The 16,535-nt window shown below is 66.7% G+C and carries 18 protein-coding genes; 11 read left to right on the forward strand and 7 right to left on the reverse strand.

The window, feature by feature from the left end; genetic code table 11:
* Positions 1–34: 34 nt before the first annotated feature.
* The 4 genes from DJ029_RS02780 to mutM form a co-directional block, all read right to left on the reverse strand.
* Entirely contained in the window at positions 35–481 is a 447-nt protein-coding gene (locus DJ029_RS02780) for a rhodanese-like domain-containing protein (protein WP_112320791.1), read from the reverse strand.
* A gap of 371 nt (positions 482–852) precedes the next feature.
* Positions 853–1,119, reverse strand: a complete 267-nt coding sequence (rpsT, locus tag DJ029_RS02785; protein WP_112320792.1) for a 30S ribosomal protein S20 — start codon at positions 1,117–1,119, stop codon at positions 853–855.
* Positions 1,120–1,202: 83 nt separating this feature from the next.
* Entirely contained in the window at positions 1,203–1,979 is a 777-nt protein-coding gene (locus tag DJ029_RS02790; RefSeq protein ID WP_112320793.1) for an enoyl-CoA hydratase, read from the reverse strand.
* 70 nt (positions 1,980–2,049) lie between these two features.
* Positions 2,050–2,913, reverse strand: a complete 864-nt coding sequence (mutM, locus tag DJ029_RS02795) for a bifunctional DNA-formamidopyrimidine glycosylase/DNA-(apurinic or apyrimidinic site) lyase (RefSeq protein WP_112320794.1) — start codon at positions 2,911–2,913, stop codon at positions 2,050–2,052.
* A 383-nt stretch (positions 2,914–3,296) separates the two neighbouring features.
* Between mutM and ubiE the strand changes: the two genes are divergently transcribed.
* The 5 genes from ubiE (at position 3,297) to DJ029_RS02820 (ending at position 7,964) form a co-directional block, all read left to right on the forward strand.
* Complete coding sequence (gene ubiE / locus DJ029_RS02800; RefSeq protein WP_112320795.1) at positions 3,297–4,049, forward strand: bifunctional demethylmenaquinone methyltransferase/2-methoxy-6-polyprenyl-1,4-benzoquinol methylase UbiE; 753 nt, start codon at positions 3,297–3,299, stop codon at positions 4,047–4,049.
* Between the two features lie 4 nt (positions 4,050–4,053).
* A complete protein-coding gene (gene ubiB, locus DJ029_RS02805; RefSeq protein WP_112320796.1) occupies positions 4,054–5,586 on the forward strand; it encodes a 2-polyprenylphenol 6-hydroxylase in 1,533 nt (510 codons plus the stop codon).
* Between the two features lie 48 nt (positions 5,587–5,634).
* Complete coding sequence (locus DJ029_RS02810; RefSeq protein ID WP_112320797.1) at positions 5,635–6,246, forward strand: ribonuclease HII; 612 nt, start codon at positions 5,635–5,637, stop codon at positions 6,244–6,246.
* A gap of 93 nt (positions 6,247–6,339) precedes the next feature.
* Complete coding sequence (locus tag DJ029_RS02815; protein ID WP_112320798.1) at positions 6,340–7,440, forward strand: site-specific DNA-methyltransferase; 1,101 nt, start codon at positions 6,340–6,342, stop codon at positions 7,438–7,440.
* Positions 7,441–7,586: 146 nt separating this feature from the next.
* On the forward strand, positions 7,587–7,964 hold the full coding sequence (locus DJ029_RS02820) for a DUF1636 family protein (RefSeq protein WP_112320799.1): 378 nt from the start codon (positions 7,587–7,589) through the stop codon (positions 7,962–7,964).
* Here DJ029_RS02820 and cobU read toward each other — a convergent pair.
* Positions 7,961–8,467 carry a bifunctional adenosylcobinamide kinase/adenosylcobinamide-phosphate guanylyltransferase gene (gene cobU / locus DJ029_RS02825; RefSeq protein WP_112321319.1) on the reverse strand — a complete coding sequence of 169 codons (507 nt, stop codon included), beginning with the start codon at positions 8,465–8,467 and terminating at the stop codon, positions 7,961–7,963. The genes DJ029_RS02820 and cobU overlap by 4 nt on opposite strands.
* Positions 8,468–8,566: 99 nt before the next feature.
* On the opposite strand from cobU, the gene cobT reads away from it, so the two are divergent.
* From cobT to cobD, 4 genes are read left to right on the forward strand one after another with little or no spacing between them, the layout of a single operon-like run.
* A complete protein-coding gene (cobT, locus tag DJ029_RS02830; RefSeq protein WP_112320800.1) occupies positions 8,567–9,595 on the forward strand; it encodes a nicotinate-nucleotide--dimethylbenzimidazole phosphoribosyltransferase in 1,029 nt (342 codons plus the stop codon).
* A 1-nt stretch (position 9,596) separates the two neighbouring features.
* A complete protein-coding gene (locus DJ029_RS02835; protein WP_112320801.1) occupies positions 9,597–10,415 on the forward strand; it encodes a propanediol utilization protein in 819 nt (272 codons plus the stop codon).
* Positions 10,412–11,350, forward strand: coding sequence for an adenosylcobinamide-phosphate synthase CbiB (gene cbiB / locus DJ029_RS02840; RefSeq protein ID WP_198671030.1), 939 nt, complete (start codon positions 10,412–10,414; stop codon positions 11,348–11,350). The genes DJ029_RS02835 and cbiB overlap by 4 nt, the downstream gene beginning before the upstream one ends.
* A 13-nt stretch (positions 11,351–11,363) precedes the next feature.
* Positions 11,364–12,329: a threonine-phosphate decarboxylase CobD gene (gene cobD, locus DJ029_RS02845; protein ID WP_112320802.1), complete on the forward strand. Its 966-nt coding sequence runs from the start codon at positions 11,364–11,366 to the stop codon at positions 12,327–12,329.
* Between the two features lie 3 nt (positions 12,330–12,332).
* Here the strand turns inward: cobD and DJ029_RS02850 are convergent, their stop codons facing one another.
* Positions 12,333–13,790: a cobyric acid synthase gene (locus DJ029_RS02850; RefSeq protein ID WP_112320803.1), complete on the reverse strand. Its 1,458-nt coding sequence runs from the start codon at positions 13,788–13,790 to the stop codon at positions 12,333–12,335.
* 105 nt (positions 13,791–13,895) lie between these two features.
* Here DJ029_RS02850 and DJ029_RS02855 point away from each other — a divergent pair, with 105 nt between their 5' ends.
* Positions 13,896–14,504 carry a type VI secretion system-associated protein TagO gene (locus tag DJ029_RS02855; protein ID WP_157966243.1) on the forward strand — a complete coding sequence of 203 codons (609 nt, stop codon included), beginning with the start codon at positions 13,896–13,898 and terminating at the stop codon, positions 14,502–14,504.
* A 12-nt stretch (positions 14,505–14,516) separates the two neighbouring features.
* Here the strand turns inward: DJ029_RS02855 and cobO are convergent, their stop codons facing one another.
* Positions 14,517–15,125, reverse strand: coding sequence for a cob(I)yrinic acid a,c-diamide adenosyltransferase (cobO, locus tag DJ029_RS02860; protein WP_112320805.1), 609 nt, complete (start codon positions 15,123–15,125; stop codon positions 14,517–14,519).
* Positions 15,126–15,273: 148 nt separating this feature from the next.
* Between cobO and DJ029_RS02865 the strand changes: the two genes are divergently transcribed.
* On the forward strand, positions 15,274–16,521 hold the full coding sequence (locus tag DJ029_RS02865) for a polysaccharide pyruvyl transferase family protein (protein ID WP_112320806.1): 1,248 nt from the start codon (positions 15,274–15,276) through the stop codon (positions 16,519–16,521).
* Positions 16,522–16,535 lie beyond the last annotated feature (14 nt).

The following is a 16,535-nucleotide window of genomic DNA, read 5'->3' on the forward strand; positions in this document are numbered from 1 at the left end:
GGAATGCATGCGGGCCCGGGCCCCCGCTTTGTTTCTAGCCTTGTTGCCAGGACAGGCCGCGGGCTTTCCAGCCGTTGTTCTTTCCCCGATGCCGGTTCCCGTCGAGGTCGCCCTCGAATCCCTCGGCCACGTTCACGCAGGTGACGTCGTGGCCCCTGGCGGCGCAGCCCGCGGCCACAGCATGCGCCGCTTCCATGGAGCGCGCGCCGGAACGGCAGATAAAGAAAAGCGTGCGGGGCGGCGTGCCGCCGAGCGAATCGATCACCTCGTCGACGAAGGCGGGGTTGACCGTCATCTGGGGGAACTGACGCCACTCATGCAGGATGACCTGCCGGCCGAGCGCCGAAATGTCAGGAATACCGACAAAACCCCACTCCGGGCGGGTGCGAACGTCGATCAATTGCGCCGAACCATCCTTTTCGAGACCTTGCCAAGCTTCCTGAGGCGTACATTCGGTCACTTTCGGTTCGGTCGCGATCATCGGTCTGGGTCCCTCATTCTTGCCCGACAGTAGCCAAACAGGGCGGCGATTCTCAACATCAAGTATCGCTTGACGTCAAACTAAGTGACCGCGAATAGATTCGGGGCAGGGGATGATCTAATATTTAAATAAATACATGAAAAATACTCCAACATTTCTGCCAGAGCAAATATCTGTATTTATCTATAGATCAGTGACGCCGCAGGAATCGTCAGCGCGTTGGAACACTAGAAACGGGATCGGATTCGGGCAACTGGACCAAAACCTGAACACCCGCAAGCGTGCCAGATCGGTAACAGTATTCTGCCCCCAAAAACGAAAACACGCCCGTCATGCGGGCGTGCAGTCCTTGTCCGACAGCCTGAGCGTGTTCAGGCGCTGAGCGCTTTCACGCGGGCGGACAGGCGGGAGATTTTCCGCGAGGCCGTGTTCTTGTGAAGAATACCCTTCGTGACGGAGCGCATGATCTCCGGCTGGGCGGTCTTCAGCGCCTCACGGGCGTTGTCCGCATCACCCGAGGTGATGGCTTCTTCCACACGGCGGATGAAGGTCCGCATACGGGTGCGGCGGGATTTGTTGATCTCGGTGCGACGGACGGCCTGACGCACGCGTTTTTTTGAACCTGGCGAGTTGGCCATATCTAATCCTGTATCTCACAGAGTTTCTGTCGAAGCGCGTCAATAGACCCAGCAGGTGCGGCTGTCAACGCCCCTGCGCGCTGTTATCTGCCGCGGAACTGCGGAGAGCGTTTTTCGTTGAAGGCCGCCATCCCCTCGGACTGGTCCTCGGTGGCGAACAGCGAATGGAACAGGCGACGCTCGAACAGCACGCCTTCGCGCAGCGAGGTTTCGTAGGACCGGTTCACCGCTTCCTTGACCGCCATGGCGGCCAGGGTCGATTTCTCGGCGATCTTCTGGGCGGTCTTCACCGCTTCGCTCATCAGGTCCTTCTGGGGAATCACCCGGCTGACCAGGCCCGAACGCTCGGCTTCCTCGGCGTCCATCATGCGGCCCGTCAGGTGCATTTCCATGGACTTGGACTTGCCGACGAATCGCGTCAGGCGCTGGGTGCCGCCGATCCCGGCGACCACGCCGAGGTTGATTTCCGGCTGCCCGAACTTCGCCGTGTCCGAGCACAGGATGAAGTCGCACATCATCGCCAGCTCGCACCCGCCGCCCAGCGCGTAGCCGGACACGGCGGCGATGATCGGCTTGCGGACGCGCAGGATCGCCTCCGTCTGGGGGGTGAAGTAGTCGCTGGCGAACATGTCGACGAAGCTTTTCTCGGACATCTCGCCGATATCCGCGCCGGCGGCGAAGACCTTGTCCGACCCGGTCAGGATGATGCACCGCACCTTGTCGTTTGCATCGAGCGAGGTCAGCGCCTTGCCGAGTTCTTCCATCAGCTGGGCGTTGAGCGCGTTCATTGCCTCCGGCCGGTCCAGCCGAATCGTGCCGACGTGCTCTTCGACGTCTACGCTGATCGTTTCGTATCCCATTGCGTTTTCTCCCGGTGCGCAAGGCTCTCAGGGATATCATGCCGGGTCACGGTGGCAACCCCGGAGCGCCCTAGCGCTGACAAGTGTTACAGTAGAAGGTCGAGCGGCCCGACTGCACGATCCGCAGGATGGTCCCGCCGCAACCGTCCCGGCGGCACGGCTCTCCCTCGCGTCCGTAGGCGGCGAAACTGTGCTGGAAGTAGCCCAGTTCCCCATCCGCCTGGCGATAATCCCTAAGCGAAGATCCCCCGGCCGCGATCGCATCGCCCAGGACATCGCGGATCGCGGGGACCAGCGCGTCGATGCGGGCGCGCGACAGTTTGCCCGCCAGCCGCCGCGGGTGGATGCCGGTGCGCCAGAGCGCCTCGCAGACATAGATATTGCCGAGGCCCGCGATGATCCGCTGGTCCAGCAGCGCCGACTTGATCGGCGTGCGCCGCCCCGCGAAACGCGCCGCCAGGTGATCGGCGGTGAAACCGTTGCCCAAGGGCTCCGGTCCCAGCGACGCCAGCAGCCAGTGCTGGTCCAGCGTTTCGGTCGGGGCCAGGTCCATCGCGCCGAAGCGCCGCGCGTCGTTGAACACCACGCGCGCGCCGCTTTCGGTCGTCAGCACCACGTGGTCATGGGGGCTTTCCACGGGCCGGGGATGCGCGAAACGCCCGGGAACCTGCGGCGTGCCGCCAAGGTCGATCAGCATCCGTCCGGACATGCCGAGGTGGATGATCAGCGTCTCGGCCGATTCGAGGTCGACAAGCAGGTATTTCGAGCGCCGGCCAAGGCGCAGCACGCGCTGCCCGGTCAGCCGCTCGGCCATGCGGGGCGGAAACGGCCAGCGCAGGTCGGGGCGGCGCACCTCGGCGCGGGTGATGCGCTGGCCCGTCAGAACGGGCTCCAGCCCGCGGCGAACGGTTTCCACCTCGGGCAGTTCGGGCATGGGTCGGTCTTCCTTGGGTGCGGGCCTGTTTGCGGGCGGCCCCCGCGCGTGTCGCGGGCCGCCTGCGTTCGGGGCCTACTTCGCGCCGGGTTTCATCTGGCCTTCGAAGCGCAGCAGCGTCAATGCGCAGCCCATCGAGTATCCGCCGACGACGGCAAGGGTTGCAGCGGTAAGGGTGATGCCAAGAGCTAACATGTCCAACTTCCTGAAACACCGGCGGGGCCGGCGATGTTGCGTTTCCTGGCGACTGTCTCTCTGCAACCGACGATAGGGCCGGGCCCGGCCCCTGTCAATTTGTCCCGGAGCCTGCGGCAACTGGGGGAAATTGTAACTTCCGCCCCAGGCTCTATGATCCGGGCCAACGGGCGATCAAGGCAGGACCAATGAACTCCAACCAGACCACCACGCATTTCGGGTTCGAAACCATAGCGGAGGATGAAAAGGCCGGGCGCGTGCACGGTGTCTTTTCCTCCGTCGCATCGAAGTACGACGTGATGAACGACGCCATGAGCCTTGGCATCCACCGCGTCTGGAAGGATGCGATGATGGACTGGCTCGCCCCGCGCCCGGGCACGCACCTGCTGGACGTGGCGGGCGGCACCGGCGATATCGCCTTCCGCTACCTTGGCCGCGTCAAGGGCGACGCGCGCGCAACCGTGCTGGACCTGACCGAAGGCATGCTGACCGCCGGCCGCCAAAGGGCCGAGGCGGAAGCGATGTCCAACCAGCTGGACTGGGTGGTCGGCGACGCGATGGCCCTGCCGTTCGAGGCGAACCGCTTCGACGTCTACACCATCAGCTTCGGCATCCGGAACGTCACCCGGATCGAGGATGCGCTGAGCGAGGCGTTTCGCGTGCTGAAACCCGGTGGGCGCCTGATGGTGCTGGAATTCAGCCAGTTGCCCAATCCGGGGATGCAGTGGCTGTATGACCGCTATTCCTTCAACATCATCCCCCCCATGGGACAGGCCATCGCCGGGGATCGCGACAGCTACCAGTACCTAGTCGAGTCCATCCGCCGCTTCCCCGCGCAGGAGCCCTTCGCGGCGATGATCCGCGCGGCGGGCTTCGAGCAGGTGAAGTACCGCAACCTGTCGATGGGCATCGCCTGCCTGCACTCCGGCTGGAAGATCTGAGCGGATGCGTGGCCCTCACAACCTCTGGCGCCTGATCCGCACCGGCGCCACTTTCGAACGCACGGGCGCGATGCGCGTCGCGCTTGAAACCCTCGACGCACCCCGGCCCCTGCGCATCGCCGCGCGGGTGCTGGGCTGGCCCTTCGCCTGGCTCGGCCATTCGGGCGACCCCGAGCTGCCCCCGATCAGCCGCGCGCTGACCGCGCTTGGCCCGGCCTACATCAAGTTCGGGCAGATAATGTCCACACGGCCCGACGTGGTCGGCGCGGACCTGGCGGCCGAGTTGAAGAAATTGCAGGACGACCTGCCGCCTTTCCCCGATGACGTGGCCCGCGCCACCGTCGCGAAGGAACTGGGGCGGGACGTGGACACGGTGTTTTCCAGCTTCAGCCCGCCCATCGCCGCCGCCTCGCTGGCGCAGGTGCATCGTGCGACGGTGCGCGACACCGGCCGCGACGTGGCCGTGAAGGTGCTGCGCCCGGGGATCGAGCGCGCCTTCATGCGCGACGTGGACGCCTTCTACCTGGCCGCCACGATGATCGAGATCCTGTCGCCCAGAACCCGCCGCTTGCGCCCGCGCGAGGTGATCGAGCATTTCGAATCCGTCGTCGTCGGGGAACTGGACCTGCGCATGGAAGCCTCGGCCGCGGATGAATTCCGCGCCAACACCATGCAGGACGTGGGGTTCAGTGTACCGGAGGTGATCTGGGACCTGTCCGCGCGCCGCATCATGACGCTGGAATGGGCCGGCGGCACCAAGTTCGGCGATGTCCCCGCACTGGCCGCAGAGGGCGCGGATCTGAAGGACCTGTCGCGCCGGGTGATCCAGGTGTTCCTGTCCGTCGCGCTGCGCGACGGCTTCTTTCACGGCGACATGCACCAGGGGAACCTGAAGCTGTCGCCCACGGGCGATATCGTGGCGCTGGATTTCGGCATCATGGGCCGGATCGACGCCTATACCCGCCGGGTCTACGCGGAAATCCTGATCGGCTTTCTGAACAAGGATTACCGCCGCGTCGCCGAGGTCCACTTCGAAGCGGGCTACGTCCCCGCCGACCGCGATATCGACGCTTTCGCTCAGGCCCTGCGCTCCGTCGGGGAGCCGATCTTCGGGCAGGACGCGGGCAATATCTCCATGGCGCGTCTGCTGGCGCATCTGTTCGACGTGACCGAGCGTTTCGGCATGGAAACCCGGACCGAGCTGATCCTGCTTCAGCGCACCATGGTGGTGGTGGAGGGGGTCGCGCGCTCGCTCGATCCGCATATGAACATGTGGGAAACCGCAAAACCGGTGGTCGAGGACTACATCCGCGACAACCTGGGCCCGCGCGCGGTGGTGCGCGACCTTGCGCAAACCGTGCGCATCTTGTCGCGCTTCGGCCCGCTTCTGCCCGCCATGGCGCAGGATCAACTGATCCGCGCCAACAGCAGCCCGCCCCGCCATCGTGGGCCGGATTACACGCCGCTGTTCTGGGCAGGCCTTGGTGCGTTCGGAAGCGCGGTCGTCATCGGCATTGCCGTGGTGCTGGGCACCTAACAGCCCGCGCCATCGGCTGCCGCATCCCCTGAATAGGAGCCATCGGCCATGCAAGGCCCTAATATTTCGTATGAAACCGAATATCCCGAGCAGCCTGTCTGCGGCGTGGACGAGGTGGGCCGCGGCCCCTGGGCCGGCCCGGTTGTGGCAGCGGCCGTCATCCTGGACCCGGCGCGCATCCCCGAGGGGCTGCGCGATTCAAAGAAGCTGAGCGCAAAGCGGCGGGAGGCCCTGACCGAGCAACTGCGCGCGGTGGCCCAGGTCGGCATCGGCATCGCCGAGGTGGCCGAGATCGACAGCCTGAACATCCTCAAGGCGACGATGCTGGCCATGTGCCGCGCCATCGGCGCGCTACCGGTCGCGCCGGGCTTCGCGCTGGTGGACGGCAACCGCCTGCCGCCGGACCTGCCCTGTCCGGGACTGGCGCTGGTGAAAGGGGACGACCGCTCCGCGTCGATCGCGGCGGCGTCCATCGTCGCCAAAACAACACGTGACGCGATGATGGTTGCGCTCGCGCAACAGTTTCCAGGTTATGGCTGGGAGACCAACGCCGGATACGGCGTGAAAACCCACGCCGAGGCTTTGAAAACCCTCGGTGTGACCCCACACCATAGGCGTTCGTTCAAACCCATCCACAATATCTTGTGCCAAGAACATTAAGTAAGTCCTTGATTCAAATAATAAATTGACCATGATTCGGTTTTGACTCATCTTTGGTGCAACGTCAGGCAGGCGAAACGGACACCAAGACACATGGCAACCAAGACCAAGACCGCCCCAGCGCTTCCGCTGGACACCATCCTCGCCGGCGATTGCATCGCCGAGATGAACGCCCTTCCCGCAGAGTCGGTTGACCTGATCTTCGCGGACCCGCCCTACAACCTGCAATTGAAGGGGGATCTGCACCGTCCGGACTCCTCGCTGGTGGATGCGGTGGACGACGCCTGGGACCAGTTTTCGTCCTTCGCGGCCTATGACAAGTTCACCCGGCAATGGCTGGCCGCCGCTCGGCGGCTGCTGAAGCCGAACGGCGCGATCTGGGTAATCGGTTCATATCACAACATTTTTCGCGTCGGCAGCGCGCTTCAGGACGCCGGTTTCTGGATCCTGAACGATGTCGTCTGGCGCAAGACGAACCCGATGCCCAACTTCCGCGGCATGCGACTGACCAACGCCCATGAGACGATGATCTGGGCCGGCAAGTCCGACGCCTCGAAGTACGTTTTCAATTACGAGGCGCTGAAACAGCTCAACGATGGCGTGCAGATGCGCTCCGACTGGTTGTTGCCTATCTGCAACGGATCTGAGCGTCTGAAGGACGAAAACGGCAACAAGGCGCACCCGACCCAGAAGCCCGAGGCGCTGCTGCACCGGGTGCTGGTGGGCAGCACGAGACCCGGCGACGTGATCCTCGACCCGTTCTTCGGCAGCGGCACCACCGGCGCCGTCGCCAAGCGGTTGGGTCGCCACTACATCGGCATCGAGCGCGAGGCCGCCTATCGCAAGGCCGCCACCGCCCGGATCGAGAAGGTCCGCCGCGCCGAAAGCGAAGGCCTGCAGGTCACCGAGTCCAAGCGCGCCGCGCCGCGTGTGCCCTTCGGCCAACTCGTCGAACGCGGTCTGCTGAACCCTGGCGAAGTGCTCGTCTCGCTCAACGGGCGGCGCAGCGCGAAGGTTCGGGCCGACGGGTCGCTCATCAGCGAACAGACCCGCGGCTCGATCCACCAGGTCGCCGCGCAGCTGGAGGGGCTGCCCTCCTGCAACGGCTGGACCTACTGGTCCTTCAAGCGCGATGGCAAGAAGATCCCGATCGACGTTCTGCGCCAGCAGATCCGGTCGGAAATGCACAACTGAACAGTTTACCCGCCGGTGCCTTGCGGCATCCACCTTGCTCCGGGCCCTTGCGCCCGGAGTTTTTTGTTTTGGCGCTCGGCACCCCCGAGGCCCCGCACTGGCCTTCGCCCGCGAACCGGCCTAAACCGGCGCAAAGGGGGAGTTTCATGACCACGATCACCGTCTGCACCACCTGCCGCCAGCCCAGCCTGCGCGAGGACCGCACACTCACCCCCTGTGGCGAGGCGATGCTGACCCACGTCCAGAACGCCGCCGCCGCGCACCCCGGTGTGACGGTGCGCCCCGTGTCCTGCCTGATGGGCTGTGAGCATGGCTGCAACATCGCCATCTCGGGCCCCGGCAAGATGACTTATGTGCTGGGCAGCTTCACCCCCGTGCCCGAGGATGCCGCGGCAATCGCCGAATACGCCGCCAAACACGCGGCCAACCCGGGCGGCGTGGTGCCGTATCGCGAATGGCCGCAGGGCGTGAAAGGGCATTTCACCGCCCGCGTGCCCCCGCTGGACGAACCCCCCGCGCTTTAACCCTTCAGCGCCAGCGGCAGCCCGGCGGCCACGAATTCCACCCGGTCCGCCACCGCGGCGACCTGCTGGTTCAGCCACCCCTGCGCATCGCGAAACCGCCGCCCCAGCGGGGTTTCCGGCACCAGCCCGAGGCCAAGCTCGTTGGACACCAGCAGAACGGGGCAGGGCGCTTTGCCAAGGGCCGAGATCAGGGCCTCGGTTTCCGCCTCCACCTCCCGCTCTGCGTGCATCAGGTTGGACAGCCACAGCGTAAGGCAATCGATCAGCAGAACCTCCTCGCCCGCGCAGCCGGCGATGGCGGGCGCGATGTCCAGCGGCGCCTCCACCGTGCGCCAGCCCGTGCCACGCTCGGCCTTGTGACGCTCGATCCGCTCACGCATCTCACCATCGAACGCCTCTGCCGTGGCCAGGTACACGCGGCGGGGCGACGCGGCCTCGGCCAGCGCCAGTGCGCGCGCCGTCTTGCCCGAGCGGGCACCGCCAAGGATTAGCGAGGTTTGCATCAGCGGCTCCATTCCATAGCGGGTCCATAGCGGGTTGCGCCCCGTCCGGCCCCCCGGATAAGCAGGGACGGTCCGCGAATCAATGACAGGATCACCGCCATGCCAGACTCCACCCCCTCTGCGGCTCTGTCCCGCGCCGAGTTGCTGGCCGCTGTCCAGCACGCGATCAACACCAAGACGAAGCCGCCGGGATCGCTCGGCCGGATCGAGCTGCTGGCCGAAAAGATCGCCATGCTGCAGGGCACCGTAACGCCCCGCATGGAAACCGCCGCGCTGACCATCTTCGCCGCCGATCACGGCATCGCGGCAGAGGGCGTGTCCGCCTTCCCGCAGGAGGTGACGGTGCAGATGGTGCTGAACTTCCTTGCCGGTGGCGCGGCTGCGAACGTGTTCGCAGGCGTCACGGGCATGGCCCTGCGTGTGGTGGACGCAGGCATCGCGACGCCCATCGATCACCCGGTGCTGATCGTCGAGCGGATCGGCGCGGGCACCGCGAACTCCGCCATCTCCCCCGCGATGACCGCCGAGCAGCTGGACCAGGCCCGCGCCACCGGCGCGCGGCTGGCGCTTGAGGGTGACCTCGACGCCGTCTGTTTCGGAGAGATGGGCATCGGCAACACCTCAGCCGCGACGCTGATCGCGCACAAGCTGACCGGCGTTAGCCTGGAGGTGCTGACCGGGCGCGGCACCGGCGTGGACGACGCGGGGCTCGCGCACAAGCGCGACGTGCTGACCCGTGCGGCCGCGCGCACCGGCACGCTGGCCCCCTGGGACGCGATGGCCGAGTACGGCGGTTTCGAGATCGCCATGATGGCCGGCGCGATGGAAGCCGCGGCAAAGGCCGGTCGGCTGGTGATCGTGGACGGGTACATCGCCTCCTCCGCGGCGCTGACTGTGATCTCCGCCGCGCCGGAGCTTCAGGCGGCGATGGTCTTCGCGCACAGTTCCGCTGAAAGTGGGCACGCCGCCGTGATGGAGCACCTGGGCGAAACGCCCCTGCTGCACCTGGACCTGCGCCTTGGCGAAGGCACCGGCGCGGTGCTCGCCTGGCCGCTGATCCGCGCGGCGGTGGCGATGCTGAACGACATGGCCAGCTTTGAAAGCGCAAGCATCAGCGGCGCCCTTTAAGGTGCCCACGCGCAGCCCCGTGGTCGCCCGCGTGGCGGGGCATTTCGGGGAACTCCTTCAGGGCCTGAGCGGGGGGGAGGTCGTCCTGCTCACCCTGCCATGCCCGGCCCTTGGCGTGACAGCCGCGTGGGAGCGCGCCGCGCCGCACGCCTTCGTGCAAACGCCGGAGTTGCTGCCCGAGGGCTGGCTCGGCCCGATCTTTCGCGCTGCCACCGGCTCCGACCCGGCGGGCCGGATCACGTTGAACGCCGACCTGCGCCGGGGCGGCGGCTGCGGAGGCTCCACCGCGGCGATCGTGGCGCTGGCGCGCGTGCTCGGCCTGCAAGGGCAGGGGGCGCTGGCCGCTTTGTGCCACCGGCTTGAAGGGGCCAGCGATCCGCTGATGCTGGACGCACCGGGCCGCGTGCTCTGGGCCTCCCGCCGGGCGGAGGTGGTGGCCGAACTGCCCCCGCCACCCCCGCTGGAGGTGATCGGCGGCCACCTTGGCCCGGCGGAGCGTACCCGCCCCGATGACAGGCGTTTCGCCGATGTCGCGGACCTCGTGGCTGAGCTGGGGCAGGGGGTGGACACCCCCGAGCTGGCGCGGATCGCGAGCACCTCCGCCCTGCGCAACGCGGCCCTGCGCCGCCCCGGCTGGCTTGACCCGGTTGAACGTGTAGCGCGTGACAGCGGCGCGCTTGGCCTTGTCGCGGCGCACACAGGCTCGGCCTGCGGCCTGCTGTTCGCGCCGGGCACAGGCGATGCACCGCGCACCGCCGCCCTGCTGGCAGAGGCGGGCCTGGGCGGACCGATCCACTTCCAGACACCGGGCGCGCCATGACCGCCCTCGCGATGCTCATCGGGCTTCTGGTCGAGGCAGCCGCCGGCTGGCCCGCCGCGCTTTACGCGCGGATCGGCCATCCCGTGGGCTGGATCGGTACGCTGATCGCCACGCTGGATCAGCGCTGGAACCTTGAAACAGATGACAGCGCCACCCGCTGCCGCGCCGGGACCGCCGCCGCGCTGCTGGTGATCTCCACCTCCGCCGGGGCCGCCGCGCTTGTCACCCTCGCCCTGCCCAGCGGGTGGATCGGCGCGGTCCTGACCGGGCTGCTGGCCGCGCCCTTCTTCGCCAGCCGCAGCCTGCACGACCATGTCGCCGCCGTCGCCACGCCGCTGGCCCAAGGCGATATGGCGGGCGCACGGCGCGCGGTTTCCATGATCGTGGGCCGCGACCCTGAGGCGCTGGACGGGGCAGGGATCGCGCGCGCGGCCATCGAAAGCCTGGCGGAAAACACCTCGGACGGGATCACCGCGCCGCTGTTCTGGGGCCTGATCTTCGGCCTGCCGGGTCTGGTAGGCTACAAGGCGATCAACACGCTGGACAGCATGATCGGCTACCGCACCCCGCGCCACGCGGATTTCGGGCGTTTCGCGGCCCGGCTGGATGACGTCGCGAACTGGCTGCCCGCGCGGGGCACGGCGCTGCTCATCGCGCTGGCCACCGGACGGCCCGGCCCGATCCTTGCGCAGGTGGCGCAGGACGCGGGCAAGCACCGCTCGCCCAACGCGGGCTGGCCGGAAACCGCCGTGGCGACCGGCATCGGCGTGCGCCTGTCCGGCCCCCGCGCCTATGGCGAGAGGGTCGAGCCCTTTCCCTGGCTGAACGGCACCGCGCCGGACCCGGACTCCGCCGCGATCACCCGCGCACTTCAGCTGTTCCGCCGCACCATCGCGCTTACCGCAGCGCTGGTGGCCCTGCTGGCCGTTCTGTGAGAAAGTCCGCCCCATGCGCGATCACGGTGGAAACATAGATGCGGCCATGGCCCGTTTCGGCGGGCAGCGCGGCGATTGGCTGGACCTGTCCACAGGCATCAACCGCCGCGCCTACGCCGTCCCCGACCTGCCCCCCGAGCCCTGGCGCGCCCTGCCCACGAAGGCCGAGCAGGCCGCCCTGCTGACGGCGGCGCGCCGCGCCTACGGGATCGACGCGCCGGGTATCGCGCTGGCCGGGGCGCAAGCCGCCATCGGGCTGATCCCGCGCCTGCGCGCGGCCGGTCTGGCCCGCGTCCTGTCGCCCACCTACAACGAGCACGCCGCCGCCCTCCACGCGGCAGGCTGGACCGTGGAAACGCCAGAGGACGCAGCCGCCCTGAACGGCGCGGATATCGCCGTGGTCGTCAACCCGAACAACCCCGACGGGCGGCACTGGTCCGCCGACGCGCTGCGCGACATCGCGAACACCGTCGGCCTGTTGGTGGTGGACGAAAGCTTCGCGGACATGACCCCCGAGCACACCGTTGCGCCCGCCGACAACATCCTTGTCCTGCGCTCCTTCGGGAAGTTCTTCGGGCTGGCGGGGCTGCGGCTGGGCTTCGTCTTCGGCGCGCAAGAACTGATCGCGGCGCTGGAGGGCATGGCCGGGCCGTGGCCCGTCTCAGGCCCGGCGCTGGCCATCGGGACGGCGGCGCTGACTGATCTCGACTGGCAGGCGGCGATGCGCGACCAACTCCAAGCGGACGCGCTACGGCTCGACGCCCTCGCAGCCGCCACCGGCTGGACGGTGCTGGGCGGCACCGCGCTGTTCCGCCTGCTCGACGTAGGCGACAGCCGCGCCGCGCAGGACGCGCTGGCCAAGCACCACGTCTGGAGCCGCGTCTTCCCCTATGCCCCCACCTGGCTGCGCCTTGGCCTGCCGGGAGCGGAGGCGGAGTGGGTGCAGCTTGAAAACGCCCTACAAGGACTGCGCGCCTGACGCTCAGCCCCCGGCCCCGGCGATCTTCAGCAGACCCGGCAGGTCCACATGCGCCTCCATATGCGCGGCGAGGTCGTCCAGCGTCGCCTCCACCCCGGCATCGTAGCTCTGCCCGCTGGGCGGCAGGCCCAGCGCCTCAAGGAAGGCCGCGCGAAACGCGTCCGCGCCGAACAGACCGTGCAGGTAGGTGCCGGTCACGCGGCCATCGACGCTGATCGCCCCCTCGGGGCGGCCATCGATGGTCGCGAAGGGACGCGCGCGGTCCGGCCCGTCGCTTTGCCCGATGTGGATCTCGTAACCAGTCACCTGAAGCCCCGAGGCGGCGTGGCGCGCCGCCACCCGTGTAAGGTGCTTGTTCGGGCGCATCACTGTCTCGATCTCCAGCAACCCCAGGCCCGGCGTGTCACCCGGCGGCCCCTCGATCCCGTCCGGGTCCGAGATGCGCGTCCCAAGCATCTGGTACCCGCCGCACAGGCCCAGGATGCGCCCGCCGCGCCGGTGATGGGCCAGAAGGTCGATGTCCCAGCCCTGTGCGCGCAGCATCGCCTGGTCACCCCGCGTGGACTTGGTGCCCGGCAGGATCACCAGGTCCGCGTCACCGGGCAGGGGGGCGCCGGGGCGCACCATGGTCAGCCGCACGCCCGGCTCCTGCGCCAGCGGGTCGAGGTCGTCGAAATTCGCGATCCGGCTCAGCACCGGGCAGGCGATATGCACCGGCCCATCGCCGCGGCTGCCCGCAAGGTCCAGCGCGTCCTCCGCCGGCAAGCGGTGCGCCTCCGAAAACCACGGCACGACGCCAAGGCCGCGCCAGCCGGTGCGCTGCTGGATCAGCGCGTAGCCGTCGTCAAACAGGCTGGTGTCCCCGCGAAACTTGTTGATCAGGAACCCCCGGATCATCGCGGCATCGCCCGGCTCCAGCACTGCCTTGGTGCCGACAAGCTGCGCGATCACGCCGCCCCGGTCGATATCCCCCACCAGCACCACCGGCGTGTCAGCGGCGCGCGCGAAGCCCATGTTGGCGATATCGCCCGCGCGCAGGTTCACCTCCGCCGGGCTGCCCGCGCCTTCGACGATCACCACGTCGGCCTGCGCCTTCAGGCGGTTGAAACTGTCCAGCACCGCGCTCATCAACTGCGGCTTCAGCGTGGCGTAATCCCGCGCGCGCACCGTGGTCAGGCGCTTGCCCTGCACGATGACCTGTGCGCCCGTCTCCGTCTCCGGTTTCAGCAGGACGGGGTTCATGTCCACCAGCGGCTCCACCCCGCAGGCCAGCGCCTGTAACGCCTGCGCGCGCCCGATCTCCCCCCCGTCGGCGGTGACGGCGGCGTTGTTGCTCATGTTCTGGGGCTTGAAGGGGCGCACGGCCAACCCGCGCTGGGTCAGCGCACGGCACAGCCCGGCGACGAGCATGGACTTGCCGACGTTGGACCCGGCGCCCTGGATCATGAGGGTGGCGGTCATGGCACACTGATCCTGAGCACAAACGCTAACATTCTTTGATCATATTCAATGCCTACCATAAGGATCGCATTCAGAGACCGATACAGACCGGATGACAGAAAACAAATGATTTCAAAACAAACATTCCTGCTTGCCTCATTGCTTCTTGCACCAACCATCGCTCAGGCCGACCCCTCGGCATGCCGGACCATTGATGACGATACCATCCGGCTGCAATGCTACGATGATGCGTTTTCGATGGCGGAGGTGAGCGAGGAACCCGAAAGCGTCGGAAAGTGGAAGATGACGATAGATTCCTCCGAGCTGACAGACGACCGCAATGTGTTCTTGGTCCTCTTTAGCGAAGACCTCGTTCGTGGCCGGTTCGGGGAGTCCGGATATGCTCGCCTGTTGATCTGGTGCAGGGAAAACACGACAGCCGTGATCTTCGGTTTCAACGATCAGTTCATGGCCTCAGCGCAGGGCTACGGAACCGTCGAGTACCGCGTGGACAAGCAGCAAATGCGCACCGTCAGAATGCAGGAAAGCACCGACAACACGGTCCTCGGCCTTTGGAGCGGCGGGCAATCCATTCCTTTCATCAAGGAACTCTTGGGCCATGAAACCCTCATCGTAAGGGCGACGCCGTTCAATGAAAGCAGCGTCACCGTAAAGTTCGACATATCCGGCTTGGACAACGCCATCACGGAGCTGCGAGAGACCTGTAGCTGGTAAATCCTACCCCGCTCAGAACTCCACCCCCGCCTGCGCCTTCACGCCAGAGCGGAACGGGTGCTTCACCAGCTCCATCTCCGTCACCAGGTCCGCCGCTTCGATCAGCGGCTCCTTGGCGTTGCGCCCGGTCAGCACGACGTGGGTCATCTCCGGCTTTTCGGCCTTGAGGAAGGCGACCACCTCGTCCACGTCGATGTAGTCGTAGCGCATGGCGATGTTGATCTCGTCCAGCAGCACCATGCGGTTGGCGGGGTCGCGGATCAGTTCCTTCGCCTTGGCCCAGGCGGCCTGGGCCACTTCGATATCGCGGGACTTGTCCTGGGTTTCCCAGGTGAACCCTTCGCCCATGGTGTGGAACTGGCACTTGTCGGCGAAGGTCGTCAGGATCAGGTCCCGCTCGCCCGTGCTCATGCCGCCCTTGATGAACTGCACCACGGCGCAGGGCATGTCGTGGGCGATGCAGCGGAAGATCATCCCGAACGCGGCCGAGGACTTTCCCTTGCCCTTGCCGGTGTGCACGATGACCAGGCCCTTTTCCTCGGTCTTGGTCGACATGATCTTTTCACGCGCGGCCTTCTTCTTGGCCATCTTGGCGTTGTGACGCTCGGTATCGTCGGTCATGGTCGCTGCCTTCCTCCGGGGTGTCCAATGTGTTGCGTTTACTGCAAATCCCGACCAACCGATACCACTTTCGGGTGGATAAACAGGCCAGATCAAACTAGAACGCCGTCTGGCCCGACCCTACCGTCCCAGACCGAGGATACCTGAAATGCGCTGCCTTTTCGTCGTGAATTCGGTTGGCTTCCACGTGAACGCCGACACCAGGACCGGGCGCAACGCCCTGCCGCACCAGGCCCTTGGCACGCTCGCCGCGCTGGAGCCTACACTGCCCACGCGCAACGTCGGCAACATCATCCACCGCGAGGCAGTACCGCGCATCGTGAAGAGCGACAGGCGCGGATCCTCCGTTGGCATGATCGGCAAGCTCAACTTCCGCGAGATGGACAGTGTCGGCCCGGCGGTCGAGCATCTGAACGAAACACAGGACGCGATCTTCCTGTCCTTCGCCAACGCGCTGAAGGCGTCGGATGCGAAATACGACAACCTGTCCGAGGAGTCGCGCCGCGCCTATGACATGCGCAACGCCCAGATGGCCGAGGTCGTGCGCCGCTTTGAAGGGCGCGTCTATGCCTTCGGCCTCGGCATCCAGGACAAGCTGGCCGACGATCCGAAGGCGATCCCGGCCTCGTTCCTCGACTACATGCAGGCGATCAACGACAAGGCGTCCGTCTTCGGCGTGCGCGGGCCCTCCACGGAAAGCTGGCTGCACAGCGCCGGGATGAAGAACGCGGTGACGCTGGGCTGCCCAAGCCTGTTCGTGAACCCCTGGGCGACGCTGGCGATCGAACCCTCCCCCACGGGGAAGGAAGCGCGCCTGTCCATGGCCGGGCGGCTGACCCCGCAGGGCTTTCGCGAGAAGCGGCTGGACCCGCTGCTGCACATGGCGCGCCACTGCCCGTCGGATTACATCTTCCAGAACGACGTGTTCGCCTTCTATCGCGGGCATGACGCGAAGGACGTGCGCTACAACTACCTCTCGGGCGAGATCGACCGAGAAAAGGGTCATGCCGCCGAGGCGAAGCTGACCGGCAAGAAAGCCGTTTTCGACCGCTACTACGTATTCACGAATGCCGATGCGTGGCGGGGCTACGCCGCGAACCAGGACATCTACGTCGGGGACCGGTTTCACGGCGGCATCGCCTTCATCCAGGCGGGCCGCCCCGCCGGGTTCATCGCCAACGATGCCCGGGTGGATGAGCTGACCGGCTACCTGGGCCTGCCCGCCTTCAGCTCGAAGCATATCCTCGACAACAGCCCGAAGGATATCCTGGCCGAGGTGAACAAGGGCCTGCCCCTGCTGAAGCAGCGCTACGCCGCCGCCCTCGGCAAGTTCATCGACACCTGCGAGGCAGGGGGCCTGACCCTTAACTACAGCCGCGCCGACTTCGGGCTTTAACCCCCCACGCGCCC

The sequence above is a fragment of the Oceanibium sediminis genome (genome assembly GCF_003265325.1).
GTDB classification, from domain to species: domain Bacteria; phylum Pseudomonadota; class Alphaproteobacteria; order Rhodobacterales; family Rhodobacteraceae; genus Halovulum; species Halovulum sediminis.